This is a genomic window from Pseudomonas sp. GW821-FHT07B01 (genome assembly GCF_059419065.1).
The window spans coordinates 38839-65099 of record NZ_JBWKRA010000018.1 but is presented as its reverse complement, the minus strand read 5'-3'; the positions used below and the strand labels follow the sequence as shown (position 1 = coordinate 65099).

The following is a 26261-nucleotide window of genomic DNA, read 5'->3' as shown; positions in this document are numbered from 1 at the left end:
AGGTGTTTTGGAGGTGGACGCGTCCAGCGATAACAGCTGAAACTCCTAATAACCGTTCAGATCTATGGCTTGGGCCATGCGGCGCTAATGCTCTCCTTAGCCTCAGTAAAAAATTCACCCACCGAAATTGATCGAATGAATTTTTGTTACCGCCAAATCTAAAACACTTAGTTCAAAGCGTTAGCGCATGGTCAGCAAGGTCTGTTTTTTCGAGTTTTAGTTTTTCGGCAATAAGAAAGGCAAGTTCCAATGCTTGGGTGGCATTCAAGCGGGGGTCACAATGTGTATGGTAACGGTTGCTCAAGTCCGCATCGCAGATGCGTTGCCCTCCCCCAGTGCATTCGGTTACATCGGCGCCAGTCATTTCCAGATGCACGCCGCCGGCGTGGGTACCTTCTGCCTGATGGACATCGAAGAAGCGCTCGACTTCGGCGATCACCGAGGCGAACCGTCGGGTCTTGTAGCCGGTGCTCGACTTGATGGTATTGGCATGCATCGGGTCGACCGACCACACAACGTCACGACCTTCGTTCTTCACCGCACGCAGTAGTTGCGGCAAGCGTTCGGCGAGGGCGTCGGCGCCCATGCGTACGATCAACGTCAAGCGCCCGGCCTCGTTGTCCGGATTGAGCGTATCAATCAGGTGCAACAGGTCGTGTTCCTGCAGGGTTGGCCCACACTTTAGGCCAATTGGGTTCTTCACACCCTTGAGGAACTCCACATGGGCATCGTCGATGCCCCGCGTGCGCTCACCAATCCACAGCATGTGCGCAGAGCAGTCGTACCACTCGTCACTCGTATAGTCGAGACGGGTAAAGGCTTCTTCATAGTTGAGCAGCAAGGCATCATGGCTGGTGAATAGCTCTGTTTCACGCAGGGCCTGAACGGACTCCGGCGAGACGCCGCAGGCATTCATGAACTTGAGGGCTTCCTCTATTCGGCGGCCGATCACCTGGTAGCGCCGTCCTTCCGGTGCGCCGGCAATGAAACGGGTGTTCCATTGTTGCACATGGCGCATGTCGGAAAAACCACTCTGGCCTAATGCGCGCAGGAGATTCATGGTCGCGCTGGACTGGTGGTAGGCCTGCAGGATTCGTTCTGGATCGGGTCTGCGAGCCTGCTCGTTAAACTCCATCGAATTGATAATATCGCCGCGATAACTGGGTAGCGTGACCCCATCTATGGTTTCTTGAGGGGTGCTGCGTGGTTTGGCGAATTGCCCCGCGATGCGACCGACCTTGACCACCGGCACTCCTGTGCTGAAGGCAAGCACCGTCGACATCTGCAGGAAGACCCTGAATAGATCCCGGACTCCACCAGGGTGAAATTCGGCAAAGGATTCAGCGCAATCGCCACCTTGCAGCAGAAAAGCCTTGCCTCGTGCGACTTGGGCAAGGCGTGTCTTCAGCGACCGGATCTCGGAGGCCAGTACCAGCGGAACGCTGTTGCGCAGTTGCGCCTCGACTGTGGCGAGGTGCTCGAGGTCGGTGTACTCGGGCAATTGCAGTGCAGTTTTTTCACGCCAGGATGAGGGGGACCATTCAATGGGCATAAATACATCTCCGCTTGTTCCATAAGGGGAATGTGTTGATCAAGTCGCTGCTTCTGCGCGAGCGGTGACGCCCAGTCTAGCGGGGGCGGGGCTAGCGGTACGGGTTTCCCCAGGCAGTTGGTTGACTACCTGGAAAGTGAGGGCTGTCCAATATTCATGACGCTGGGGGTCGATCAGTTGCGACTGGGTCTGGGCAAGTGCGGTGATATCCTGATCAACTAGGAATTCCTCCAGGTCGGTGATGGAGCTGAAGGCGGTAATTGCTATGCCGTCGATGTCCTTGCCTATTTCGTGGTAAAGCGGTTGACCCATGTCGATCGGGCCAATGTTATGCAATTGCAAATAGCGCCTGACCAGACGCTGGGTAGCTGGTTGTGCTAGCAGTAGGGGGGCGTACTCCGCCAGCCAGCGGTGCTGGAATTGGTCGCGGCTCAACGCCCGGTCACGGCGCACTAGACTGATCAATAGGATCGATTCCCTAGATGTGGAGCTGGGTATCACGATGTGCTGTCGGCACAGGATCGGGCACAGTTCGCGGAAGATCACCTGATCCTCGGGGAGGATCGCCCGGGTAATTTCCTGATGGCCCAAGGTGACTTGCAAGGCGTCAGTATTGGCGAAGCCCAGGTAGGCGATGCCATCCCATTCGGAGCGCTGATACGGCGATACATGGCCGATCACCGTGTCGAAAAGCTGGCCGTCTTCGTTTAGGGGCGGCAGATAAGGCAGGAGGCGAAGGTTTGAGGGGCCAACACTGAGGCGGTGTATCTGGTCATAGCGTAGCAGGGGTTGGTGGCCATCGGCCTGGATAGGCAGGGCATAGGTGAAACGGGTGCCATGGATCTTGAGCCAGTATTCGGTCCATTTTTCGACGCTGAGATTGGGCTGCGCCTCAAAGGCATTCGCACTGTTGGCCGGATCGCAGAGCACTTCCCCGTAAAGGTCAAGCATTTGCAGTGGACCGTTGCGTCGTTGATTCAACGGCGTGTTGTCAGCGCGCGATAGCAGTGTGCAAAGCACTGTCAGCGGTTCATTCCCCGCGCCGGAATCGGACGTGAGCGGGACATTCTCCTTCTCCTGAGAATAAGTCATCACCCCTCCATGAGCCGCGACGTCTCAATACGTCTGGGCTTCTGTTCGACATGATCTTACCTAGGAGAATAAAGTAGCTCACGAATAGATCGCTTGCAATATAGTTCTCATGGGATTTCTGCTGAAAATGGGTCAAGCGGGATCAAAGGAGGCTGAGGGCTTCCGGTTTTACAGGGTTAATGGTGTTTTTTATCAATGAGTTAAGTGTAAGGATAGCTGTTAAAGGCAGAAGAACAGCGAAAGGCGAGCAGATAAAAACGCTATAAACATAGTTCTTAATACAATATATTTTTCGTTTATTGCGTACTTGCGTACTACGCGCAAGGGATCTAAATTTCTCCGGAAGAACCTGTTTGTGTTCGTGAGCGCAACACTTTGCCATCGGAGGCGACGACTCATGCATCAGCCGTCCAGCTTGACCTACTCCACCCCTTTGGACCTTCAGCTCAGCACGGCCCGTACGGTGCCCATCGTGATTGTCGGTGCCGGTCTGGTAGGGCTGACCCTGGCCCTTGATCTCGCCCGCCGAGGCGTGGCGAGCGTGGTGCTGGAGGCTCGGCAGACGTTGACGGAAGGTTCCAGGGCCATTGTGTTTGCACAGCGCAGCTTGGAAATTCTCGGTCGGCTCGGTTTGCCGGATGAGTTGCGGGACAAGGGGGTCGACTGGAAGCTTGGCCGAGTCTTTCACAAAGACCACGAAGTGTTCAGTTTCGACTTTCAATTGGAGCCTGGCTTTCGCTGTCCCGCCTTCCTCAATATTCAACAGACCTACATCGAACAATGGCTGGTGGAGGCGTGCCTGGCCACCGGCCTGGTGGACCTCCACTGCCTGAACCGCGTGGTTGGGGTCGAGCACCGGCCCGAGGGGGCGACCGTACGCATCGAATGCCCCGACGGCGCCTACCAGCTGCAGTGTGACTGGCTTGTCGCGTGCGATGGTGCGCGGTCGGTGGTGCGCAATGCTCTGGACTTGCCCTTTATCGGCAAGGTGTTCGATGACCACTTCCTGATCGTCGATGTAGAAATGAAGCCGGACTTTCCTGCAGAGCGGCGTTTCTGGTTCGACCCACCCTTTCATCCCAACCATTCGGTGCTGCTGCACAAGCAGCCGGATGATCTGTGGCGAGTCGATTTCCAGCTGGGCCCCGACGCGGACCCGGTCGTAGAGCGCGAGCCCGAGCGAGTCGCCCGACGGCTGCATGCAATGTTCGGTGAGCAGACGCCGTTGCGCATCGACTGGATCAGCGTCTACACCTTTCGCTGTCGGCGGCTGGAGACCTTTGTGCAGGCGCGGATCGTCTTCGCAGGTGACAGCGCGCATCAGGTCAGCCCATTTGGCGGGCGCGGAGGCAATGGTGGGATTCAGGATGCGGACAACCTAGGCTGGCGCCTGGCTGGCATTCTCCTGCACGGTGCGTCGCCCTCGCTGATTCAGTCCTATGACGAGGAGCGGGTGTTCGCCGCCGACGAAAACATCCTCAACTCCACACGCAGCGCGGATTTCATCACCCCTCCCAGCCCTGCTGTACATGTGCTGCGCGAAGCGTCATTGGCGCTGGCTCGCCACACGTCCTGGGGGCGAGCGCTGATCAACTCCGGGCGCCTGTCAAAACCCGCACGGCTGGAAGGGGTGGGCCAGTTCGAACATTTTGCCGACTCTGACGGGGGGCGGATTTCTGCCGGTACAGCAGCGCCCGATGCTCCGATCAGCGTGGGCGGCAAACCCGACTGGCTACTCAATTACCTGGGGCGCCGGGGGTTTACCGTGCTGGTGTATGAACCCGGTTCAGGTGCCGTGCCCAAGACGATTGCCTCGGCCTACCCGCTCGACGTCATCGTGCTGACCTCGCGGGAGCCCGCTGCGACGCTCGACCTGCTGTGGGACCACGCCGGCCTCGTGGCTTCGCGCTACGGGTTACAGCCGGGGGAAGTGGTGGTGATACGTCCGGACCAGCATGTGCTGACGACCCTGAGCTTTCTCGATCCGCTGGCCATTGAGCGCTCCATTGCCATCGCTTCGGCCACCGAAGTGCTGGCCCCTGCACAGGAGCAAGTGTCATGAGCCTGTCAGCCATCTCTTCGAGCACTGGCCTGGCCACGGAATGCCGCTTGAGCAGCCCGGACAGTTATTTCCAACTGCTGACGGACGCCTGCCAAGACCTGGACGCGCCGGCCGGGCACTTGCTTCACGCCCAGCTGGTGCTGCTGCTTATGAACCATATTGGTGATGAAGCCGTACTGCGAGAGGCAATTTTGATCGCCCGCCAAGGATTGAAAACCCTTTCTGTCACTGCCTCCCATCCACATCAGGTGCACACTCAAAAGGCTCGGACATGACTCTGGATCTGGAATATCGGCTCGACTCTCGTTACTTGCGGGGCATCGAGGAGCCTGCCGGGAAAGTCTTCCTCAGCGGCCAGCAGGCGCTGGTGCGCCTGCTGCTGGCCCAGGCTGCTGCGGATAGGGCGGCGGGTATCAACTCGGCAGGATTTGTCAGCGGCTATCGCGGTTCGCCCCTCGGCGGGCTGGACCAGGAGCTGTGGCGGGTCAGGCCGCTGCTGGAAAAAGCCAATATCCGCTTTCAGCCGGCGATCAACGAAGACCTGGCGGCGACCACACTAATTGGTACGCAGCGGGTGGAAAGCGATGCGGCCCGGTTGCACGACGGCATCTTCGGCCTGTGGTATGGCAAAGGACCGGGTGTTGACCGCTCCGGGGATGCCTTGAAGCATGGCAACGCGTATGGCTCGTCGCCCCATGGTGGGGTGCTGGTTGTCACCGGTGACGACCATGGCTGCGTTTCGTCGTCGATGTCCCACCAGTCGGATCAGGCGTTGATGGCCTGGGGGTTGCCGGTGATCCATCCGGTTGGGCTTGCCGACTATGAATATTGCGGGTTGTGGGGTTGGGCGCTATCACGTTGTTGCGGGTTGTGGGTCGGGTTCAAGGCCGTGACCGAAACCGTTGAAGCCTCCAGATCAGTCGATGCAGTGGCAGCGCCACGCTTCGTGGAGCCGGCCATCGACCCGGGCCCCGATGGGTTGCACTGGCGCTGGCCGGACCTGCCAGGCATGCAGATCGAGCGACGGTTCTCCCACAAGATTGAGGCGGCGCGGCGTTTTATTCGGGCCAACCCCCTGGACCGGGTGGAAGCGGCGCCAGCCTTTCCACGGTTGTTGATCGCGGCGGTTGGCAAGGCCTATGGCGACGTGCGTGAAGCTCTGGAGCGGGGTGGCGTGTCGCTAGATGCTCTGGAAAAGGCCGGAGTCGCTCTGCTCAGCATCCGCGTCGTCTACCCCTTGTCGCCGGTGCTGGAGGCCTGGGCCCGACGCTGTGAGCGGGTGCTGGTCATCGAAGAAAAACAAGGCGTCGTGGAGGACCAACTCAAGCGTGGCCTGTTCAACGCCAAGCCGGAGAACCGCCCCTTGATCATCGGCAAACTCGATGAGCGTGGACAGCCGCTGTTGTCGGTCGCCGAAGAATTGCGCCCGTCGAGGATCACGCGGGTCCTGTCGACGTGCTTGGCGCCGTTCGGCGTGGCCATAGACGTACCGCGTTACTGGATCGAGGGGCCGGTGTCCCGTGAGTTCCACTGGCTCAAGCGCACGCCTTACCTGTGTTCGGGCTGTCCCCACAACACCTCGACCCAACTGCCGGAAGGCAGTGAGGCCCGGCTGGGCATCGGTTGTCACGCCCTGGCCGCACGCATGCCCGACCGCGCCACCAGTGGCAGCGTACAAATGGGCGGAGAGGGCGTGGACTGGCTGGGGCAAATGGCCTTTGTGGCGACCCCGCATATTTTCCAGAACATGGGTGATGGTACTTTTTTCCATTCCGGCTATCTGGCGATTCGGCAAGCCATCGCCGCCAACGCGAATATCACCTACAAGGTGCTATACAACGATGCGGTGGCGATGACAGGCGGCCAGCCGGTGGACGGCAAACTGAGCGTGCGCCAGGTGGTCGAACTGGTGCAGAGCGAAGGGGTGCGTGAAGTCGTCGTGGTCGCGGATGACCCTAGTCGCTACAAGGCCCGCGACAGCTTGCCGGACGGGGTAATGGTCTACCATCGCGATATTTTGGATAGCGTCCAGAGGCGCCTGCGGGAATTGCCTGGCGTTAGCGTATTGGTGTTCGATCAGGTGTGTGCCACCGAAGCCCGTCGCCGGCGCAAGCGCTTGCCGCCGGCCAAGGTGCAGTCGCGTGTGGTGATCAACCAGCAGGTGTGTGAGGGCTGTGGCGATTGCCAGGTCAAGTCCAACTGCTTGTCCGTGGTGCCGGTGGAGACCGAGCTCGGCCGCAAACGCAGCATTGATACGGACAGTTGCAACCTCGATCAATCCTGCGTAAAGGGTTTTTGCCCCAGCTTTGTCACGGTTACCGGCACCCCGGCCAAGGCGCGCCGCAAACTGTTGCCAGCCGAAAAGGTGCTGGCCCTGGCCGGGGCCTTGGCAACGCCCGAACCCGCAGGCTTTGAGCGGACCTTTGAACTGCTGATCACGGGGGTTGGCGGTACGGGAGTGGTGACCATGGCCGGAACGATTGCCATGGCCGCGCACCTGCAAGGGCTTGAAGTGTCGGTCCTGGACTTTACCGGATTCGCCCAGAAAGGCGGTTCGGTATTCAGCCATATCCGCTTCGCCCATGCCCCCCAGCAGTTGCATCAGCATCGAATCGACCGGGCCTGCGCCGACGTGTTGATCGCTTCCGACCTGGCCGTCGCGTCCGAAGATGAAGCCTTGAACGTGCTGCGGCGCGGCCAATCCCGGGTGGTTGCAAGCACCAGTGAGGTCCAGGCTGGTGCCATGTTGCTGGACCCGGCCTTGCGTCTGGAGACTACTGCTATCGAGCAACGTCTGATCGACATTGTGGGCGCCGAGCGTTACCAGTCCGTAGATGCGCGCAAAGTGGCGGCGGCAGTAGTTGGGCCGATGCAGGCGAATATTCTGCTGCTGGGTGTTGCCTGGCAGCAGGGCGTGGTGCCCCTGACCTTCAGCGCCCTTGACCGCTCGCTGGAAATCTACGGCGGCGACGTCCAGTCTAATCGGTTGGCGTTTGCCTGGGGGCGTCTGCTGGCGGCGGATCCCGCCTTCGTCGAGAGCCAGCTCAAGCCTGCCGCGGCTGCCCAGCCGCCGCAGGCGCTCACCCTGGAGCAGGTTGTGCAACAGCGCAGTGCGTTGCTGGTTGACTACCAGGACCAACGTTACGCCGCGCGCTACCGCGCCTTGGTCGAGCAGGTGGTCAAAGCCGCCGAGGGCGTCGGAGACGTTACGCTGGCCCATGCGGTGGCCCACAACCTGTTCAAGCTGATGGCTTTCAAGGATGAGTATGAAGTGGCACGGCTGCACAGTTCGCCGGCGTTTCTGAGCAGCCTGGGCGAATCCTTCGTCGGGCGGCCCAAGTTGACCTTTCATCTCGCCCCGCCGTTTTTGGATGGTTTGGTGAAGCGCGCGGGAGAGCCACGCAAGATCAAGGTTTCCGGCTGGATCATTCCGGTGTTCCGCGCGCTGGCCGGGCTGCGCTTTCTGCGGCATACAGCCTTGGACCCGTTTGGCCTGCTCAAGGAGCGTCGTGAAGAGCGGCGCCTTCTGGACGAGTACCAGAGCATGTTGATTGCATTGCTGCCGAAGTTGACGGCCGATACGTTGCCCCTGCTGGTGAGCTGGGCACGTTTGCCTGAAGCCATTCGCGGGTACGGGCATGTCAAGACCCGCTCGATCGGCATTGCTCGGCAACGGCAGGTCGAGTTGCTGGCGCAGATCAATGGCGGACAGGCGGAGCGCGGTGCGGTCAAGCGCATCGCGGTCGTGGAGGTGGAAAAAGTCTCCTGAGACGAGCGCTTCAAGCCCAAACGACAACAGGCACATCCTTGATGTGCCTGTTGTCGTTTGGGGCGATTTAAAGCGGCGCGTGTAGGGCCTTGGCCAGTACCTGATAGGCAGGGTTGATTGAGTCGCGGTCGAAGATCCAGTCGACGATGGTTGCCGATTGCGCTTTGGCATGGGCCGCGTCCGAATAGGCCAGGCACTTGTTGAATTTCACCTGTAATTCCTCCTGGCTCATGGGGTTTCGCGGGTTGCCCTTGGCGTAGCTGACCTCGCCTTGCAGGAGCGTCCCGTCGGTCAGTTCGATGCGGATCTTGATCTTGCCATGGGTGCCCAGTTCGGCAATTTCGCAGGTCGGGTCCTGGCGAGGGAAAATCTTGCGACTCAACGCGATGATCGAGGGTCGCTGGATCGCCTGCTCGTTGAAGTCGTCAATGAACAGATCGCCGTTGATGAGCGCCGTGGCGATGTTATACGCCAGGCTGAAACGCGCCTCGACCACCGTGGTGGGGGCCTGCTTGCGCTCGACCGGGGCACTCACCAGGTCGTGGATCTGCTGGTTGGTCTGGACGTCGATGCGCACCACCTCGGCAGCGCTTAGACGGCGCCCCTGCACCAGTTCCAGGGCCAGAGCGACCGCTGAGGTATTCGGGCGGCATGTGGGGTAGGGCTTGAAGGCAATACCGTCGGTGTTACTGAAGAGGCTGCCCAGACCGGCGTCGATGGTCTCCATTTTGGAGCCGGGTTCGAAAGCGTTGTAGTAGCCCCAGCGGCCGGTCAGAAACTGGTTCGCCCCGGTAAAGCCATTGGCGGCAAGTATCACGGCGCGAACCGCATTGGCTGCGACTAGGCCCTGCTGATAGAACACCGTCGAAGCGCCGTCGATCATACATTGGGTTTCGCCCAGGGCACTGGTGTAGGCGATGCCCAGTGCATGCTGCAGTTGTGTGCCGCGCAGCCCATAGAGTTTGCCGGCGGCGGCCGTGGCGGCGATCACCTTGCACAGGTCGTAGCGGCCACTCTCCAGCAGCGTTTCCTTGCGTGCCCGCGACAGGCGAATGGACAGGTCCTGGCCGATGACAAAGGCGGTGATGAAGGCCTGCCGGTCGATGGGCTTATCTACAAGGTCGGCGATCGCCAGCAAGGGCGGAAGGATGGCCACGCTGGGGTGGGTGCCTAAAGGGTCTGCCACATCATCGAAGTCGAGCACGCGCGCGGCGGCACCGTTGAGCATCGCCGCCGCCGGTGCGGGCAATGCCTGCTGGCGGCCGAGTACGCGGCTTTGGGGTTGGCCGCCCCATTGCTCGACGATGCCGGCCAGCACCTTGACCCCCTCGTCACGGGCGCCGGCCAAGGATACGCCCAGGGCATCGAGCAAGGAGCGGCTGGCGATTTCCAGGGCTGCGGGGTCGATGGCGCTAAAGGTCAGGTCGTCACAGTATTGGGTGATGCGGGCTTCCAGTATCATTTCAACTCCATTGAATATGAGAAGAGTTACCGATTGCCGCCCTGTTTTGGCGACGTCAGAGGTGCAACACGTTCAATCCACCTTGGCAAAGGTGATGAGCAACTGGCCGGCGAGGATGCCGTCGTCCTGCTGTATGTGTAGGGTCTGGATCCGCCTGCGCCCGGGCGCAGACAAGGTCATGACCATTTTCATTGCTTCGATGCGCAGCAACGGCTGGTTCTCTTCGACGAGGCTGTTTTCACTGATCAGAATCTCCAGCACGCGTGCAGGCATGGGCGCCAACAGGGTTGCACTAACGTCCTGGCGCGCAGTGGTCCCGTCGCCGTCGCGGCGCCTGGTGCTGTGCCAACTGATGCTGCGTCGGCTGCCGGCATGGTCCAGGGTCGATTCGTGGGCGCCATTGGGGGTGACGTGCACGGTCTTGCGTTGGCCATCGACCTTCAGCGCCAAGCGGGTGGCGCCGTGAGGCAGTTCGTCCTGGCGCAGGACATCCAGCACGAGGGTATGGCCATCGGCAAACACCGCCTGATAGCGCTGATTGCCGAGGTCTTCGATGTGAACCTGTGCCGTGTCGGCATCGCCTTCGACGCTACCGGCCAATGTCGTGAGCGACGCTGTGTTCGCTAATCTGCTCATGCGGGCATGCTCCTTGAGGGCTATCAGGACAACAGCCAGTGGCTGTTGCGCTGCGTCCAGGCTGACGTTTGGTGGCTGGCCGGCCGTGTCGTGGGCGCAGAGGGCGGCTGTAAATGCCGCGCCAGTGCCGCCACGGCGTGCATGAGTCGTGCATCCTCGGCGGGCAGGGCATGGGCTGAAGGGAAGTGATTGCAGATCGACAGGTCATACGTGCCATTGATAAAGGGCGGGTATGACAGCAGCCACGCGTGCACCGGCAGGTTGGTGCTGAAGCCCGCCACCAACCACTCATCCAGGGCGGCGCGGGCGCGTTGCACGGCGAAGGCTCGGTGGTTGGCGCAGACGATCAGTTTCAGGCACAGGCTGTCGAATAACGGCGACATCAGTGAGCCGATCTGTATCCCGGAATCCACACGAATACCCGGCCCCTCTGGGACGCGGTAGTCGGTGACGCGGCCTCCGGTAGGCAGGAAGTCGCCATGGGCGCTTTCAGCGCACAGACGGAACTCCAGAGCGTGCCCGTGAAACTGTACCTGCGCCTGGGTGATGCTCAGCGGCTGGTCCTGGGCCGAGCGAATCAGTTGCTCGACAATATCGACGCCGGTGATTTGCTCCGTCACCGGATGCTCGACCTGGATTCGCGCATTCATTTCGATGAAGTAGAACTGCTCGCTGGCATCCACCAGAAATTCCACGGTACCGACACTGTCGTAGCCAACCTCTCGAGCCACGGCCAGCGCGGCGTCATGCAGGCGTTGCCGAACTTCGTCGCTGAGGTTGGGGGCCGGCGCTTCTTCGACGATTTTCTGTCGACGGCGCTGCACGCTGCATTCCCGTGTGCCCAAGTGCAGATAATGGCCATGCTTGTCGGCGATCACCTGGACTTCGATGTGGCGCACGGCCTCCCCGAGAAATTTCTCCAGGTAGAGTTGATCACTGCCAAAGGCGCGCATCGCTTCATGGCGCACTTCGGCAAAGGCCCCGGCAAACTCATCCGGCTGCGCCACTACGCGGATGCCGCGCCCGCCGCCACCCAGGGCGGCCTTGAGTAACACCGGGTAGCCGAGGGCATCGGCCGCACGGGCACCCGTCTCGACGTCGGCGTCGATGGTCAGGCCTGGCACCACGGGCACGTCGGCGCGCTGGGCCGCCGTGCGGGCAGCAATCTTGTCGCCGGTTTGGCGCAAGGCGGCCACGTTGGGGCCGATAAACACCAGGCCTGCGTACCCGCATGCTTCGGCGAAGAAGGCATTTTCCGCCAAGGGCCCGTAGCCGGGCGCCACGGCGTCGGCGCCGCAGTCTACCGCTGCACCGATCACCGTTTCGATCAGCGTGGCCGGGTCCCAGGCTTCGACACGAATAGTGGCGTCGGCGGCAAGGACAAAGGGTGCTTCGTCATCGTCGGCGCTGTAAATCACCACGGTCTCGATGCCCAGCAGTTGGCTCGTGCGGATAAAACGGTATGCGATTTCCCCGCGACAACAAATCAGTACTCGACTCACCATCGTCACGCCCCTGTCAGTTATATGAGGGTTGTCTCGGCGCTTTGGCCGCGACCCAGGGTGGTATGGGCACGGGTAAATTCACCGGCGCTGACGGCACCTGCCACTGAGATTTCTCCGGCCAGCGCCACGGCCGCCGCGATTTCCGCCAATTTGCGCGCATCGTCGGAGCAGCCGAGCATGCGCAGGCATTCTTGCTGGGCGGGCAGCCGTGTGCCGCCGCCGACAGTGCCAACAATTAGATTGGGCAGGGTCACACTGGCGAGCAGGTCTCCGTTGTTCAGCACATCGAAGGTGGTGCAGGCATTCTTGAACGATACCGTGACGAAGGCTGGGTCCTGGCCGCAGGCGATGAACAATGCCGTCAGCGCATTGGCCACGTGGATGTTCGGCGCGGTGGCGCCGCGCTGGGCCAGCAAGCTGTTGCAAGCATGCAGGAAACGCTGCATGCGCAGGGGCGTGGTGCGCAGGCGCTGTTCTACCAAGGCCTTGGGGATTCTTACGCTAGCCGATACGTAACGCCCTTTGGCTTGGTCCGCGACGAAACGTTTATCGCCTCCCAGGGTGTTGAAGTAGTAGTCCACCCACTGCGGGCATTGGCTCTTGAGGTAACGGCACACGGCTTCGTTGGCCTTGGTGGCCATGTTCAGGCCCATAGCGTCGCCGGTTTCGTAGGTGAACGCTAGACCTACCAGGTCGCCCTGGAGCAGCGGCGTCAACTCCAGTAGGCGCGCATGCTTGCTGGTGGCGTTGGCCGTCGCAACAATATCGGCCATGTGCGCCCTGAGCCAAGCGTCGAACTGCGGGGCGTCGCTGGCGTTGTGCAAAACGATCGCGGAAATCTTGGTCAGCGCATCGCCGAGGAATCGGTAGGCCGGCTGCCCAGGTGAAGGCTGAGCGTTGTCTGGGCTGTTGATGGTGCAGCCGCCGCTGTCAGTGATCAGGTTCATGCCCCGGGAAAAGGAGGCGACCAGCGCCCCTTCGCTGGTCGCCAGCGGCACGATGAATGCACCTTGGGCCCGTGTTCCATTGATCAGCAGCGGGCCCGCGACACCCAAGGGGGTCCCGACAAAACCGATGAAATTCTCACAGGTACCTTTAACCTGCTCGCCACTGATCGGCGCACCGCCAATGTAAGGAAGCGGGGTGTCCGTCTGTTCCGCGACCCAGGCCAGGCGCCGGGCGATTTGCTCTTCGTGGTAATCGTTACTTGGGTCCCTTGGAATAGCCATGACCATGCTCCCTCACAGTTGAATGTTCGAATGTCTTCTCGCCGGTAGCCCCGGGATCTTGTCCTGTAATAGTGCGAAATTGGCGATCAGCGTATTGCGTAAATGTTCAGGTTCCACCAGCCCTTCGATGTAGGTACGGGTGGCCGAATATTCAGCGCTGGCGTGGGCCTGGCGGTAGTCATCTATAAGGGTTTCCCGGCGTGACTGAGGGTCGGCGGCGGCGGCAATATCCTTGCGGAAAATCACATCGACGGCGCCTTCCGGGCCCATCACCGAAATCTCGGCGCCGGGCAGGGCATAGATCAGGTCGGTGGCCGAGCGGTTGGCCAGGGTGGGGTAGGCGCCACCATAGGCTTTGCGCAACACCACGGCGATTTTCGGCACACTGGCTTCGCAGTAGGCATGCATCAATTTGGCGCCTGCACCAATCACGTTCGAACGTTCCTGTTGTCGCCCCGGCAGGTAGCCTGGTACGTCGATCAGCGTTAGCAGCGGAATACCGAATGAATCGCACAGCCGCACAAAGCGCGCCGCCTTGGTGGACGCATTGATGTCCAGGCAACCCGCCAGCCACGACGGCTGATTGGCAATGATGCCGATGCTTTGGCCGCCCAGCCTGGCAAAACCAATCACGATATTGCGCGCAAAGAGCGGCTGCACTTCAAGGAAAGAGTGCTCGTCGGCAACCGCCTCGATCAGATGGCGCACATCGAAAGGCAAGTTTTTCTCACTGGGGACCAGTTCGGCGACGGCAGGGATCAGGTAGCGCCGGGTGGCGGGACCTTCCGCCAGTGGTGGACGGACGGTGTTGTTTTGCGGCAGGTAGGACAGCAAGTCGCGGGTCAGGCTCAGTGCCTCTTCGACGCTGCCCACGAGGAAGTGGGCAAGCCCGGTTTCGCTGGCGTGCATGAGGCCGCCACCGATTTCTTCCTTGGTCACTTCTTCGCCGGTGGCGCGGCGGATCACCGCGGGCCCGGTCAGGAACAGGGCCGATTGATTGTCCACCATGATGATGAAGTCTGTCAGGGCCGGCGTGTAGGCGGCGCCGCCGATGCAGTCGCCGAGGACGATGGAAATCTGCGGCACTACTCCCGAGGCTCTTACAGTCTTGTAAAACACATGGCTAAACTGAGAGTCGGCATCGACCCCCTCGTGAATCCGTAGGCCGGATGAGTGATTGAGGGCAATTATCGGCACGCCGGTGCGTAGGGCAATATCCAGCACTTTGCAGATCTTCAGGGCATGGATCCGGCTTGAGCTGCCGCCCATGAAGCTACCGTCATGGCCATAGACTATAACGGGGCGGCCATCTACGGTTCCATGGCCGGTAGCGATGCCATCGCCCCGGATCTTGCGGGCTGCGGCCCCGAAATGCATGCAATCATGCTCGGCCTGAGCGTCCAGTTCATGGAAGCTTTGCGGGTCTAGCAGGTCGATGATCTGTTGCCGGTGTGCAGCCGGATTAGGAGCGAGAACTGTCCGTTCACGAGCAGCGTCCCTGACTTCAAGCGAATCTGACATGAGTTGGCTCCACTGGTTAAGAGTGTGCCGAACGCCGTCCCTTGACTGATTTACTGAGAGGCGGTCGATGGTTTGAAATAACGACAGTCGGATGCCGCTCGACGAATACTAGATCTCAAGCGATCTATTCGCAAGCGCTGCAAGTGAACATTTTTGAGAGCCGCTAGGGGCTCGGGAGGGAGGAAGCGCCGGGTTTTTGGGAGGTTCCGGCGCGAAAAGAGTTAGTCGCCGGCGGCCTTAATGATTTTGTCAAAGACCTCGTCGACGATAGTCAGGTGTTCGGCAGTCACGCCGTGCAGTAGCTTGGCGCGTATGCCCCTAACCACCAGTTCGGCTTGTTCTGCCAGCTTGCGACCGGCATCAGTTAGATAAAGTGCTTTGGCTCGACGGTCAGACGGATCGTCACGGCGAACCAACAGGCCCGAGCTTTCCAGTTGGTCCAACAGTCGCACCAAAGACTGTCCTTCAAGACCCATATGGTCCGCGAGGGTACGCTGGCGCAGACCTTCGCCCAATTTGCTGATGAGCCATAAAGGAGTGGTGGTGGCGTCCGACAAGTTGAGCTTAATCAATTCCTCGTCGGCGACCTTGCGCCAGACCCTGGCAGCTCGCTGCAGGCGCAGGCAAAATGTGTCGTCTGCAAGGGTACGTAAACTTGAATACATCAAAACACCTTATTGTTATATGCCGCTTGTCCGGTGGTTGCGATCAAAGCCGAGTGCCTACCGGTCCGCAACAGGGCCGCAGTGATACAGCTGCGATCCCTTCGCAGTTGCTAGTAAAAAATTATAGCGGATACAAACGAACAGTCAGGATGCATTCACATCTCAAGTTTAACAGAATATTTCTAGCTATGAGGATCCTCGAGGGTAACCTTGTCTTGATTTGAGAAAGCTTCGCGTTATTAAGCGTTTGTGACCGTTTGAAGAACGAATCACGCTCCACTTGCATCCATGATTGATATTTAAAGTTCTATAAATCCTTGCGTATTGATCATCTGCGTACTAATTTTTGATCTGGGGCTGTTGAGCCTACTCAGTCAGGGGGATTGGGAGCATGGAAAGCATTCGACATCTTGGTATCGTAGGCTTGGGATTACTGGGAAGCTCAATTTTGCGGCATGTGAAACTTAACTACCCCCATGTTCATCTGCATCCCTTTGATGGCGACCCAAAGGTTTGTCGCGAGGTTGAAGGGCTTGGCTTAACGCTGCAGTGCGCTGACAGTCTTACTGAGTTGCATGAATGCGATTTGGTGGTGGTCTGTGTGCCGACGGGATCGGTGGCGACGGTGGTCATGGATTTGGCCAAAGGGATGAAAAATGGCGCCGTGGTGACCGATGTCGGTTCAGCCAAGCAAACGGTGATCAATGAGTTGGGCAATTGCTTGCCGACGCATGTGTCATTTGTCCCTGGCCACCCCATGGCGGGCGGTGAGCAAAGCGGGCCGCGTGCAGGGCGCGAGGATCTGTTCGCTGGCAAAACTTGCCTATTAATACCGCTTTCCATAACGCCAACGAGTGCCATAGAACAGGTCGAAGGATTCTGGCGGGCGCTCGGGGCCATCACGTGTAGAGTCGATGCCCGTCAGCACGACCATATAGCCGCCTTGACGTCGCACCTGCCGCACTTGATTGCCTTCTCTCTGATGGAAACCTTTGGTGATCAGTTGCCTATCAGCTCGCAAACCGCCTCCTTCATCGGGCGTAGCTTCTTCGAGCAAATTCGTCTGGCCTCCTCGGATGTGACGGTGTGGACCAGCATCTTTGAAAATAACACCGACGCGATTTTGTCTGAGGCCGAGCATTTCATCGCGGTACTGAACCAGTGGTGTGCTGTCTTGCAAGAGCGCCCGATAGAGTTGCACGGCAAAATTAGCGACTCCTCGGCACTGGCCAACAAATTGCTGGGACGCTCACTGTAATGCGTGCAGGAGAAGAGGCAATGGAGAATGTTGAACTGGCGAGCCTGCGCAAAACCATTGATGAGCTGGACGAGCAACTGATTATCCTGCTTTCTCGACGGTTTGACGTCACTGAGCGAGTGGGGAGGCTCAAAGCACGGCAACAATGGCAGGCTGTGGATTCTGAGCGCGAGTCGCAACAGGAACATCGCTACTTGACCCTAGCTACGCAGAACGGCGTGAGTACGGTGCTGATCCTCAATATTTTTCGCACCATCATTGATGAGGTGGTATCTAATCACCGGTCGCTCATCGACGATTGAGCGGTGGTATTGTCAGTTTCGGACAGCTAGTACAAAAATTGCTCCGCCGAGCCCCCCTAAATTTGAAAAATACTGTGTTTTCAATAAATCAAATCGAGATCGAGAGTCCCGTCCACTGCGCCATATTTGCTTCCTAAGGCCCACTGAACATCGCTCAAAGGCCGGCTGGGTTACGATTCCGACAGCGCGTTCAGCAACGTATTGAACTCACCATGAAATCTCCGCCGCGCGAATACCGGCAAATACATGGTACCAGTTGCCCGCAGCGTAAATGCCGGTGCTGTCTCTCTGCTCACGGAAGTGATGACCAGGCACGCAAGGTAATGGCGCACGCCTCGATAAGCGATTCAGAGCCTAACCTCTAACCTTGATGACCACCTTCCCGAAAGGCCCCTGGTCGAGGCGCGCAAAAGCTGCAAGAGCGTCGGCGAACGAAAATACCTTGTCGATCACCGGCTTGATGCCGTACTGGTCAATGGCCTGATTCATCTCCTCGAAAGCACGCCGGTGCCCCACAGATACACCTCGCAAGGTGGCGCGTCGAAGTTGAAGCGGAATGGCCGGCATGCGGAGTTCGGTATCGGCCAGGAAGCCGATCTGCAAAATATGCCCGGAGACCGCGAGGGCTTCGACTGACTGGCGCAAGTTGTCACCACCGATCAGTTCCAGCACCTGATCGACGCCATCCCCATTCGTCAGTTCGACCGCCGCCTGCGCCCAGGTAGAAGACTGGCTGGTGTTGATGCCAGCCCAGGCGCCCAGCGCTTTAGCACGGGCCAAATTGTCGTCACTGCGTGAGGTCACTATCACGCGCGCGCCCAACGCTTGCGCGAACTGCAGGCCGAACAAGGACACCCCGCCCGTACCTTGGACCAGCACCGTTTGCCCTTTATGCAGCTTTCCAGCTTCCACCAGCGCGAACCAGGCAGTCAAAGCGGCAACGGGCAAGGTCGCGGCCTCTTCATAGGAAAGGTAGGAGGGTGCCGCGACCGCTATCTCCTCGGAAAGCACGACGTACTCGGCCAACATGCCCGGCAGCGGACCGCCCAGCGACAAGCCGTGCTTGAGCATCGCCCGAGGCGGCTCACCCTCCAGCCACTGCGTCCAGAAATTGCCTATGACTCGGTCGCCGACCTTGAAACGAGTGGTCTGCGAACCCAGCTCGATCACTTCACCCGCCATGTCGGAAACCGGGACGAAGGGCATCGGTGGTAGCTTCGGTAACAATTCGCCGTTGACTACCAGCTTGTCCCGGTAGTTCAGCGATACCGCTGCGACTTTTACCAGCACTTCGTTGGGACCTGGATGCGGCACAGGCCGTTGCGCCAGTTCCAGGTTTTTCAACCCGAATGTTGGTAATTGCCAGACCTGCATGGATTCGACCGTCATTTTCATTACTCCTTTCACGTCGCTCAGTCACGAAGGCTTAGTTTATGGGAGAATTGCATGCGTTAGTTTGGACTAATACGATATAGACTGAGCACTTTAATTCCTCAATCGAGGTCGGTATGACAATTTATAGTGCATCCCGTCTCCAAGGCATCAGCGTATTCGTCCAGGCGGTGGAGACGGGCAGTTTCACGGCGGCAGCCCAGAGAATCGGTCTTTCCAAATCCGCGGTGGGCAAAAGTGTCGCAACTCTGGAGGAGCGATTGGGCATACGCCTGCTCGATCGGACCACGCGGCGACTCGCACTCACGGCTGAGGGGGCCGACTTCTATCAAAGCTGCTTGCGCGTGATTGCTGAACTAGATGAGGCCGAATCGCGCGCCGCCTCGCGCCGCAGAGAGGTGTCGGGACGCCTGCGCATCAGTCTGCCGACGACCTTCGGAAGGCAATGGGTCATGCCGGTGTTGTGCGACCTCGCCCGGCAGCACCCGAAGCTCACGCTGGATGTGGCGTTTGCGGACCGTTCGGTCGATCTGCTGGAGGAGAACATCGATCTGGTGGTGCGGCTGGGAGACCCGGGCGACAGCGCCTCGCTGTCGGCACGTCATCTGGGATTCCAAAGAACAGTCACCTGCGGCACGCCAGCCTACTTCGTAGAACATGGCAGTCCAACATCCATTAATGATCTCACCAATCACGACTGCATTACTTTTGCACAAGGTGGACACGTGTTCCCGTGGAAGTTGCTAGATAGCGAGGGCCGTACTGTAAACGTCAAAATCAAGGGGCGCCACACCATCAGTGATGGGGATGCCTTGCGCACTGCGGTCCTTGATGGTCTGGGCATTGGGCAGTTTCCCACTTGGCTGGTGGCGGATGCATTGAAAAACGGTGCGCTCCAGACGGTTCTCGCGCCTCATGGGGTTGAGGGCTCCCCTATTCATGCTCTCTGGCCTGCAACGCGGGATCTGGCACCCAAGATCAGGGCGACAGTGGACAAACTCTTGCTGGCGTTCACACCCATAGCGCCCTGGGACAAGAAGGGAGCCCGACCTCCAGCTGTGCATCTATAGCTCGTCGTAGAGGTGCAGTGTTATCAGGCTTCTTTGATTTTCAGAAAGGAATCGTCGGGCCGCACCGATTGAAAAATAATTCAGGCTTCTCAATTAGATACCCTTTCAAGGTGGTTTTCCTCCTTGGACCTTGTACCTGACATGCCCAGATATTTAGACCGTTCTCATGCTTTCTGTGGACCTTCATTTTATCGAGCTGCTTCTGAGCCCCGCACCATCCTTCGATCACTTCAGTGGCCCCATTGGCGATGCGAGGAAACTTTTGGGCATAGCGTTGGAAGAGCCCAGGCGTGACCATAAATACGCTGCCACTCACTCTGTGGGTTTTGGCTTTGCTGTCATTGATTATCAGTTTGTGGCTCAAGATCCCTTCTTTTACCCAACTCAGGAATGCTTGATCAGGGTTGTCCGATAGGAGGGGAAAGCTTTCGGGAGGGCTTTCTAACGGTGCATCATTGGCGTCAGGCTGTAGTGGTCAACCAATCTCGGTCACCGCGTTAAGTTTCTCCTCGGCCACAGGGGTGTCAGCCCGCTGTTTGTTGATGGAGGTATCTGGAAACGTTTGGTTCTTTGATGAGATCGACCATGAATGGATGTTGATGTTTCTGGGACACCGGATTGCAGACCGGCGCCTGCTCGGGCTTATCTGCAAATGGCTTCAGGCGGGTGTTATGGAGGATGCCGTAGGGTGGCTGCGACCAAGGGGACTCCCCAAGGTGCAGTGATTACGCCGCGTACGATCTTGCATACTTTTTTCTCTGGTGCCTGAGCCTGTCGACGTCTCGCTGGCGTTGAACCCCGGATCCGGATCAACCCGGAACACCACCAAAATTTCGTGCTTATGAATTTCGACACGTTTGACCAGGCCGCGAATGATCTCGCGTTTCGTGACGAAATCCACAGCACCCAATCGGTCATGGACCGCAGCGGCAAACTCTTCGAGACGATTAATGACGAGAAACAGCTCGCGTTGACCCACCTGATGACGCCGTGACTCCTGAATCTGCTGATCAAGCTGTTCCAGACGGCTCTTCAAGTTTCGCATCTTTGGATCAAAGTCCATTTTGTCGATCATACCTTCGGCATAACTATCGATGAGCCGCGACTTGCCTTTCTCCAGTTGCAGTCGTTGTCGTTCCAGTGCGGCAGTATCAGGGGCTGTTTTTTCTTTTTCTTCGAGGATTCCCAGCCGACGTTCATATTCATTCTTTAGTCTTCCAGGATGGGCGAGCAGCTCAATAACCTTCCGCCACACCAGTTCATCAAGACGATCCGTTCGTATTTGCTGATTGTCACAGACGCGTTCGCCACCAAAGCGGTAGGCATCGGTTCCAATGCAACGATAATAGGCATAGTCCCGACGTTGGCCTTTGGCCGCGGCCTTGCCGACCTTTTTACCGTAATAGGCGTAGTCTATCGTCTGCAGCAGTGGGCAGATAAATCGAGTAGGCATCCATCACTCTAGAGGAGTGACCGTGCGAGCCGCCGGACGCTAATCGCACTTGGGGAAGAACCACCACGCAAGTGGCGTAGCCTTAAAGGTTCTGGCTACCTGGGTACTGTCGAGGACAGCGTTTGTAACGCTCGTTCTTCTAACGGTCAACAGCATTTTAGGGGCCACTATTGCGCCAATCGGTAGCGCTGGAAGTCCTTGGAAATCGGTGGCATTACATGGCAGGGTGGTCATTCGTCGGTTTTTAATGTGAGCCCATGCGAGTGGGAATGCGGAGCCTTCCCGCTCGCGTGGGCTTGGCCGAGAAAGCCCCAAGAGAAAGGCTTGTAACGGCGACAGTCGCCACTTCTGTCGCCATGCTGCAGACTAGGTATTACGCGGCTTGTCGCCGGTGTCTCCGCTGTCGCCAGCAGGGCGGATGTGGCTATCCACACCGATTAGATCACCTAAGACTCAAGTGCCCGCATCGCCTGGCTTTTGCTTGGGCTGCGATGTGGCATATTTCGCCCAAGCGTTCATAAGCTCCCTTCGCTTGTCGAAGAAGTCCGATCGGGAATACGCGCTTTCAGTTTCCCCGCGTTCGTCGTGAGCGAGCGCGAGCTCACAGATCTCTCGGGGGAAGGCTGTAGTCTCTCCGGCCCAGTCTCGGAATGTTGAGCGGAAACCATGGCGAGTGATGTGCTCATAGCCTAATTCGTGCAGCAGACTACGAATGCCGTTAGCGTGCATCACGCCGCTAAGGCCGTTACCAGGAAAGAGGTAGGGGCTTCGTACTCGAATTCGTGGCAGGTTTTTCACCAGCTCGACGACCTCAGGTGCGAGTGGGATGGCGAACGGCTCACGCGTTTTCATCCGCTCCGCAGGCAATGACCATCGACCTGACTCCAGATCGAACTCGTCCCATTGAGCAAATCTCACCATGTGGCTACGGGCGCCAGTAAGAATCAGAAATTGAGCAGCTACCGATACAGCAGTGGGGACGTTACGTAGTGCCTGCATGAGATCAGGTAGTTGCTGCCACGCGAGGGCAGGGTGGTGAACACGCTTGCGGGCTTTCTTCTTCTCATTGCGGCTGAGTAAGTTTTCCAGGTGGCCGCGCCAGCGAGCAGGATTTTCACCGACCCGCAGTCCTCTCGATCTGGCGGCATCCAAAATCTGCTCAATCTGACCGCGCACCTCATCCGCCGTACGTGTTTTCGTCGACCAAATCGGTTGCAACGTCTTGAGGACCTGCTTGGTCTCGATCTCATCTGCTGGAAGGTGCCCTAAATCGGGAAAGGCATAGAGTTCCAGCTTACGAAGCCAGCCTTTGCGCCACTTCTCCGACCAACTGGAGCCGTGGGCATCACGGTAGTCGTTGGCTAGCGTTTCGAAGGTAATCTGCTTCGCTTGTTCGCGGCGTTCAGCTTCTTTCTGAGCGGCCTGCTCAGCTTGTCGCTTGGCGAGTGGGTCATCACCTTTCAGGACCTGAATGCGATTTTCGAATGCCGCAGCACGTGCTTTTTTCAGATCGAGACTAGGATACCCGCCAAGGCCCATCTCCCTGCGTTTGCCGTGGAGCTGAAACCTCAGCACCCAATTTTTCCGGCCAGCGGAGGTCACGACCAGGCGCAGTCCATCACCGTCTTCATAGGTGCCTGGTTCGGTCAAGTTTTCGACTAGTTTTGCGGTCAGCTTGCCCATGATTTTCGCTCTCCAATCCCCCACTTGATCCCCCACTTTGTCGTGGAAGTCGGTGGATTAAAAAAGAAGTTGGCGGAACAAAAATAGGCTGAAACTCTTGATCTAGCAAGGCTGCTGCGGATTTCAGTAGATGAGGGTGGCTTTCAAAAAGGTATTAAAAAGCCGGCTTGTGGCCGGCTTCTCGGGGACTGCCTCAGCTTGTTTTTGACAAACTTCACCAGCCTTCAAATCGCTCAGCCCACATTGCGTCAGGCTGAATAGTAGGGGCATCCGCGGGAACTCCTCCGCTTCGCCGGCAGAGAATCAGCTAAAAGCGACCCCTGCCAAATGTGCGGCGCATGATACCCACATTCACTTCAGTTGCCCACCTCCGGTTCCGATTTAGAGCCTTCCCAGCCCAGCAGGTGTTCATCCAGCGGCACCGGTGGGCGGCGGTTGTTGAGGGTGGACCACCAAAATACCCAGCCGACGATCTTGAAGCTTTGCTCGAAGCGTTCCTCGTGGTTCAGATATTCGTCCGGGTGTTCGCTGGCGTTGTGGCTGCGCATGCGCAGGCCGCCGCCAGGGCGGTTGTAGAGGTATTTGATGCGCAGCATGCCGTCGTGTTCGACGGCGTAGATTTCGCCGTCGATGATTTGGGTGCGGCCTCGGTCGATGGCGAGTGTAGCGCCCTGTTGGATGATATCGATCATGCTGTTGTCGACCATGTAGGCGCCTATCGCGCGGTCGGGGTTGACGTTGAGGGTTTCCAGATTGTGCAGGGAGACGCGGATGCGTTCGGTTGAGGTGAAGGTGGGGTGGAGAGGAATGTCCACGTCGGTTTTTTCCGGGCGGCAGGCGGGGCCTGTGAGGTATTTGCCTGTGTCTTCGCGGGTGGTTGCAATCCTTGCGGTGGGGCCTTCCAACAGGTAGTTGGCGGGCGGGTGTTTGGGGCCTTTGCCGTCGCTTAACCAGCGACTTGAGACGCACAGCAATTCTGCGATCTCGTTGAGTCGGCCCATGGGGACGCCGCGTTTGAACCAGTTGTTCACGTGCTGAGGTGTGACGCCGCGGTTCTTGGCGAAGTCGGAGGCGGAAAGATGAACTTCCCGTAGTAGTGCTTTTAAACGATCACCTGATGTATTCATAAACGCAGAGTTTACTGGCCGGAAAGTCCCATCAAATAAACCATGCGTTGATTTGCAGTTGTAGGATCTGGCTTAGTTATGGCTTGATCTTTCATATGTGCAACTTGGTTAAACGCTGCAACTAAACATTGAACTTGATGTTTAGTCTGGCCCATAAAAAAGCCCCGAATTAACGAGGCTTTTTATTTGCCGTGGCAATGAGGTGCGGGTGTCAGCCTTTGTAGGCAGCAACCGACTTCATGATCTCGGCGCGGGCGGCGTCTGCGTTGCCCCAACCGTCGATCTTCACCCATTTGCCTTTTTCGAGGTCTTTGTAGTTCTCGAAGAAGTGCTTGATCTGTTCCAGCAGCAGTGGCGGCAGGTCGGTGTATTCCTTCACGTCCACATACAGCTGGGACAGCTTGTCGTGTGGCACTGCGATGACTTTGGCATCGCCGCCGCCGTCGTCGGTCATGTTCAGGATGCCGACTGGACGGGCGCGGATAACCGAGCCTGGGGTGACCGGGTAAGGGGTCACGACCAGCACGTCGAGGGGGTCACCGTCGTCAGCCAGGGTGTTGGGGATGAAACCGTAGTTGGCCGGGTAGAACATCGGGGTGGCCATGAAACGGTCAACGAACAGGCAGTCGCTGTCTTTGTCGATTTCGTATTTGATCGGCGCGTGGTTGGCCGGAATTTCGATGGCGACGTAGATGTCGTTCGGCAGGTCTTTGCCAGCCGGAATCTTGCTGTAGCTCATTGGGCGTTGCCCCCGTTAGTTGGCCATATGACATGGCCGGATTGGCCTAAAAGTGGCGGCGATTATAGGCATATTCTGACGCCGATGCCATGCGCCAAGCGTCGTACGGTCATTCGCCCTGTGGCGAGTAGCGCGGGTCGCTGGCTTGCAGTTGAGTCAGGCGGGCCAGGGGGTCCTGGCGATAAAAGCGGCTGAGTTGGGCGTACACCTGTGGATAACTGTTGACCAGTAAATCCGGGGCGCTGAAGAAATACTCGCTGGTGACGGCAAAGAACTCCGCCGGGTTTTCCGCAGCGTAAGGGTCTATCTCGGTCTCGGCGTCCGGGTTGGCGTCCAACTGGCGGTTGAGGTCATCGAAGGCGCCTTGCATGACGCTGGCCCAGTCCTGCACGCGCATGTCATGGTGCAGCGGCGGCAGGCCGTTGGCGTCGCCGTTGAGCATGTCCAGCTTGTGCGCCAGTTCGTGGATGACCAGGTTGTAGCCTTCCCATTGGCCGCTGGCGAGCACACCAGGCCAGGCGAGGATCACCGGGCCCTGTTGCCAGGCTTCGCCGCTGTGTTCGCCGTCCCACTCATGCTCCACGCCGCTGGCATCGCGATGGCGTTGCGGGCTGAGGAAGTCGTCGGGGTACAGCACGATCTCATGGAAACCCTGGTACCAGTCGAGGTCGCCCAGGTTCATCAGCGGCAATTGCGCCTGGGCGGCGAGCAGCAGGCGTTGTTCCTGGTGCAGTTCGACGCCGGGCAGGGCGGTGAGGTGTTTTTCGCTGAGGAACACCACGCAGGCTTCGCGCAGCCATTGGTCTTGCTCCGGCGTGATGCCGTCGAGGAAGGTCAGGTGGTGGCGCACCCGTTGCCAGGTGTCATCGGCAATCGGGTGCTTGGCCAGCAGGCGCCGGCGACGCCAGGCGCTGAGGGACCACACGGGGGGTCAGTGCGGGTTGGCTTCGGAGGACGTGCGGCCAAAGCGGCTGCGCACTACGCCAATAATCATCGGCACCAGTGACAGCAGGATGATGAACACCACCAGCAGCGACAGGTTCTTCTTGATAAAAGGCACGTTGCCGAAGAAGTAACCCAAGGTCACCAGGCCACCGACCCACAGGATGGTGCCCAGTACGCTGAAGCCGAAGAAGCGCGGATACGGCATCTTGGCCACGCCCGCGACGAACGGCGCGAAGGTGCGCAGGATCGGCAGGAAGCGCGCCAGGGTCACGGTCTTGCCGCCATGCTTGTCGTAGAAGTCGTGGGTTTTTTGCAGGTAGTCGCGTCGGAAGATCTTGGAGTTCGGGTTGCTGAACAAGCGCTCGCCCGCCGTTCGTCCGATCACGTAGTTGGTGCTATCGCCGAGGATGGCCGCCAGCATCAGCAGGCCGGCCAGCAGGACTGGGTCCATACCGCCGCCAGCCGCTACAGCACCGGCGATGAACAGCAAGGAGTCGCCCGGCAGGAAAGGCATGACCACCAGGCCGGTTTCGCAAAAAATCACCAGGAACAGAATGGCGTAGATCCACGGACCGTAATTGGTTACCAGCATGTCGAGGTAGACGTCGAGATGCAGGATAAGGTCGAGCGGGTTGAAATCCATGGATGGCACCTGTGTGAATAGCCCGACTCAGCGGGCTTGTGCGGAAGCTCAGGCAATAAGGCTACAAGTAATTGTCGCGGTTCTTACAACCCTGAAAGGTCGGCATTATACGGATTGAGAGGTGAAAAGCGTGTGGCTTTTGTAGCGGGGAGTGTC

21 protein-coding genes and 1 pseudogene are annotated in these 26261 nt (G+C 58.7%); 6 read left to right on the top strand and 16 right to left on the bottom strand.

Going from position 1 to position 26261, the window contains the following annotated elements; genetic code table 11:
• Positions 1-172: 172 nt before the first annotated feature.
• Both AC07S6_RS19470 and AC07S6_RS19465 read right to left on the bottom strand, forming a co-directional pair.
• Entirely contained in the window at positions 173-1552 is a 1380-nt protein-coding gene (locus AC07S6_RS19470; protein ID WP_495112826.1) for a class II 3-deoxy-7-phosphoheptulonate synthase, read from the bottom strand.
• Between the two features lie 39 nt (positions 1553-1591).
• The gene (locus AC07S6_RS19465) at positions 1592-2644 is read right to left on the bottom strand and encodes an EthD domain-containing protein (RefSeq protein ID WP_495112825.1); all 1053 of its coding nucleotides are present in this window, start codon (positions 2642-2644) and stop codon (positions 1592-1594) included.
• Between the two features lie 397 nt (positions 2645-3041).
• Between AC07S6_RS19465 and AC07S6_RS19460 the strand changes: the two genes are divergently transcribed.
• From AC07S6_RS19460 to AC07S6_RS19450, 3 genes are read left to right on the top strand one after another with little or no spacing between them, the layout of a single operon-like run.
• Positions 3042-4706 (top strand): FAD-dependent monooxygenase, encoded by a 1665-nt coding sequence (locus AC07S6_RS19460; RefSeq protein ID WP_495112824.1) that lies wholly within the window; start codon positions 3042-3044, stop codon positions 4704-4706.
• The gene (locus AC07S6_RS19455) at positions 4703-4981 is read left to right on the top strand and encodes a DUF2783 domain-containing protein (protein ID WP_495112823.1); all 279 of its coding nucleotides are present in this window, start codon (positions 4703-4705) and stop codon (positions 4979-4981) included. Before AC07S6_RS19460 ends, AC07S6_RS19455 begins: the two co-directional genes overlap by 4 nt.
• Positions 4978-8475, top strand: coding sequence for an indolepyruvate ferredoxin oxidoreductase family protein (locus AC07S6_RS19450; protein WP_495112822.1), 3498 nt, complete (start codon positions 4978-4980; stop codon positions 8473-8475). The genes AC07S6_RS19455 and AC07S6_RS19450 overlap by 4 nt, the downstream gene beginning before the upstream one ends.
• A gap of 67 nt (positions 8476-8542) precedes the next feature.
• On the opposite strand, the gene AC07S6_RS19445 is transcribed toward AC07S6_RS19450, so the two are convergent.
• The 6 genes from AC07S6_RS19445 to AC07S6_RS19420 form a co-directional block, all read right to left on the bottom strand.
• Positions 8543-9937 carry an MmgE/PrpD family protein gene (locus tag AC07S6_RS19445; RefSeq protein WP_495112821.1) on the bottom strand — a complete coding sequence of 465 codons (1395 nt, stop codon included), beginning with the start codon at positions 9935-9937 and terminating at the stop codon, positions 8543-8545.
• A gap of 72 nt (positions 9938-10009) precedes the next feature.
• Positions 10010-10573: an acyl-CoA carboxylase biotin carboxyl carrier protein subunit gene (locus tag AC07S6_RS19440; protein WP_495112820.1), complete on the bottom strand. Its 564-nt coding sequence runs from the start codon at positions 10571-10573 to the stop codon at positions 10010-10012.
• Between the two features lie 23 nt (positions 10574-10596).
• The gene (locus AC07S6_RS19435; protein WP_495112819.1) at positions 10597-12078 is read right to left on the bottom strand and encodes an acetyl-CoA carboxylase biotin carboxylase subunit; all 1482 of its coding nucleotides are present in this window, start codon (positions 12076-12078) and stop codon (positions 10597-10599) included.
• 17 nt (positions 12079-12095) lie between these two features.
• Complete coding sequence (locus AC07S6_RS19430; RefSeq protein ID WP_495112818.1) at positions 12096-13307, bottom strand: hydroxymethylglutaryl-coenzyme A reductase family protein; 1212 nt, start codon at positions 13305-13307, stop codon at positions 12096-12098.
• A gap of 12 nt (positions 13308-13319) precedes the next feature.
• The gene (locus AC07S6_RS19425) at positions 13320-14828 is read right to left on the bottom strand and encodes an acyl-CoA carboxylase subunit beta (RefSeq protein WP_495112817.1); all 1509 of its coding nucleotides are present in this window, start codon (positions 14826-14828) and stop codon (positions 13320-13322) included.
• 221 nt (positions 14829-15049) lie between these two features.
• Positions 15050-15493: a MarR family winged helix-turn-helix transcriptional regulator gene (locus AC07S6_RS19420; RefSeq protein WP_495112816.1), complete on the bottom strand. Its 444-nt coding sequence runs from the start codon at positions 15491-15493 to the stop codon at positions 15050-15052.
• A gap of 391 nt (positions 15494-15884) precedes the next feature.
• Between AC07S6_RS19420 and AC07S6_RS19415 the strand changes: the two genes are divergently transcribed.
• Both AC07S6_RS19415 and AC07S6_RS19410 read left to right on the top strand, forming a co-directional pair.
• On the top strand, positions 15885-16751 hold the full coding sequence (locus AC07S6_RS19415; RefSeq protein WP_495112815.1) for a prephenate dehydrogenase: 867 nt from the start codon (positions 15885-15887) through the stop codon (positions 16749-16751).
• A 20-nt stretch (positions 16752-16771) separates the two neighbouring features.
• Positions 16772-17053 carry a chorismate mutase gene (locus AC07S6_RS19410; protein WP_495112814.1) on the top strand — a complete coding sequence of 94 codons (282 nt, stop codon included), beginning with the start codon at positions 16772-16774 and terminating at the stop codon, positions 17051-17053.
• A 354-nt stretch (positions 17054-17407) separates the two neighbouring features.
• Here AC07S6_RS19410 and AC07S6_RS19405 read toward each other — a convergent pair whose 3' ends face one another.
• On the bottom strand, positions 17408-18442 hold the full coding sequence (locus AC07S6_RS19405; RefSeq protein WP_495112813.1) for a zinc-dependent alcohol dehydrogenase family protein: 1035 nt from the start codon (positions 18440-18442) through the stop codon (positions 17408-17410).
• Positions 18443-18561: 119 nt separating this feature from the next.
• Between AC07S6_RS19405 and AC07S6_RS19400 the strand changes: the two genes are divergently transcribed.
• Positions 18562-19515, top strand: coding sequence for a LysR family transcriptional regulator (locus tag AC07S6_RS19400; RefSeq protein WP_495112812.1), 954 nt, complete (start codon positions 18562-18564; stop codon positions 19513-19515).
• Positions 19516-19538: 23 nt separating this feature from the next.
• Here the strand turns inward: AC07S6_RS19400 and AC07S6_RS19395 are convergent.
• The 7 genes and pseudogenes from AC07S6_RS19395 to AC07S6_RS19365 form a co-directional block, all read right to left on the bottom strand.
• Positions 19539-19984: pseudogene (locus tag AC07S6_RS19395) on the bottom strand (conjugal transfer nickase/helicase domain-containing protein); the annotation flags it as partial.
• Between the two features lie 189 nt (positions 19985-20173).
• Entirely contained in the window at positions 20174-20968 is a 795-nt protein-coding gene (locus tag AC07S6_RS19390; RefSeq protein WP_495112811.1) for a hypothetical protein, read from the bottom strand.
• Positions 20969-21421: 453 nt separating this feature from the next.
• On the bottom strand, positions 21422-22651 hold the full coding sequence (locus tag AC07S6_RS19385; protein WP_495112810.1) for a tyrosine-type recombinase/integrase: 1230 nt from the start codon (positions 22649-22651) through the stop codon (positions 21422-21424).
• A gap of 356 nt (positions 22652-23007) precedes the next feature.
• Entirely contained in the window at positions 23008-23778 is a 771-nt protein-coding gene (locus tag AC07S6_RS19380; RefSeq protein WP_197880371.1) for a LexA family transcriptional regulator, read from the bottom strand.
• A gap of 211 nt (positions 23779-23989) precedes the next feature.
• On the bottom strand, positions 23990-24517 hold the full coding sequence (gene ppa / locus AC07S6_RS19375) for an inorganic diphosphatase (protein WP_003176323.1): 528 nt from the start codon (positions 24515-24517) through the stop codon (positions 23990-23992).
• Positions 24518-24626: 109 nt separating this feature from the next.
• Positions 24627-25442: a M90 family metallopeptidase gene (locus AC07S6_RS19370; protein WP_057975558.1), complete on the bottom strand. Its 816-nt coding sequence runs from the start codon at positions 25440-25442 to the stop codon at positions 24627-24629.
• A gap of 6 nt (positions 25443-25448) precedes the next feature.
• Entirely contained in the window at positions 25449-26105 is a 657-nt protein-coding gene (locus AC07S6_RS19365) for a DedA family protein (RefSeq protein WP_003194521.1), read from the bottom strand.
• Positions 26106-26261 lie beyond the last annotated feature (156 nt).

Bases quoted from the DNA above. Each gene is read 5' to 3' on its own strand.
- AC07S6_RS19470 (WP_495112826.1), bottom strand. From the start codon at position 1,552: ATGCCCATTGAATGGTCCCCCTCATCCTGGCGTGAAAAAACTGCACTG.
- AC07S6_RS19465 (WP_495112825.1), bottom strand. From the start codon at position 2,644: ATGACTTATTCTCAGGAGAAGGAGAATGTCCCGCTCACGTCCGATTCC.
- AC07S6_RS19460 (WP_495112824.1), top strand. From the start codon at position 3,042: ATGCATCAGCCGTCCAGCTTGACCTACTCCACCCCTTTGGACCTTCAG.
- AC07S6_RS19455 (WP_495112823.1), top strand. From the start codon at position 4,703: ATGAGCCTGTCAGCCATCTCTTCGAGCACTGGCCTGGCCACGGAATGC.
- AC07S6_RS19450 (WP_495112822.1), top strand. From the start codon at position 4,978: ATGACTCTGGATCTGGAATATCGGCTCGACTCTCGTTACTTGCGGGGC.
- AC07S6_RS19445 (WP_495112821.1), bottom strand. From the start codon at position 9,937: ATGATACTGGAAGCCCGCATCACCCAATACTGTGACGACCTGACCTTT.
- AC07S6_RS19440 (WP_495112820.1), bottom strand. From the start codon at position 10,573: ATGAGCAGATTAGCGAACACAGCGTCGCTCACGACATTGGCCGGTAGC.
- AC07S6_RS19435 (WP_495112819.1), bottom strand. From the start codon at position 12,078: ATGGTGAGTCGAGTACTGATTTGTTGTCGCGGGGAAATCGCATACCGT.
- AC07S6_RS19430 (WP_495112818.1), bottom strand. From the start codon at position 13,307: ATGGCTATTCCAAGGGACCCAAGTAACGATTACCACGAAGAGCAAATC.
- AC07S6_RS19425 (WP_495112817.1), bottom strand. From the start codon at position 14,828: ATGTCAGATTCGCTTGAAGTCAGGGACGCTGCTCGTGAACGGACAGTT.
- AC07S6_RS19420 (WP_495112816.1), bottom strand. From the start codon at position 15,493: ATGTATTCAAGTTTACGTACCCTTGCAGACGACACATTTTGCCTGCGC.
- AC07S6_RS19415 (WP_495112815.1), top strand. From the start codon at position 15,885: ATGGAAAGCATTCGACATCTTGGTATCGTAGGCTTGGGATTACTGGGA.
- AC07S6_RS19410 (WP_495112814.1), top strand. From the start codon at position 16,772: ATGGAGAATGTTGAACTGGCGAGCCTGCGCAAAACCATTGATGAGCTG.
- AC07S6_RS19405 (WP_495112813.1), bottom strand. From the start codon at position 18,442: ATGACGGTCGAATCCATGCAGGTCTGGCAATTACCAACATTCGGGTTG.
- AC07S6_RS19400 (WP_495112812.1), top strand. From the start codon at position 18,562: ATGACAATTTATAGTGCATCCCGTCTCCAAGGCATCAGCGTATTCGTC.
- AC07S6_RS19390 (WP_495112811.1), bottom strand. From the start codon at position 20,968: ATGCCTACTCGATTTATCTGCCCACTGCTGCAGACGATAGACTACGCC.
- AC07S6_RS19385 (WP_495112810.1), bottom strand. From the start codon at position 22,651: ATGGGCAAGCTGACCGCAAAACTAGTCGAAAACTTGACCGAACCAGGC.
- AC07S6_RS19380 (WP_197880371.1), bottom strand. From the start codon at position 23,778: ATGAATACATCAGGTGATCGTTTAAAAGCACTACTACGGGAAGTTCAT.
- ppa (WP_003176323.1), bottom strand. From the start codon at position 24,517: ATGAGCTACAGCAAGATTCCGGCTGGCAAAGACCTGCCGAACGACATC.
- AC07S6_RS19365 (WP_003194521.1), bottom strand. From the start codon at position 26,105: ATGGATTTCAACCCGCTCGACCTTATCCTGCATCTCGACGTCTACCTC.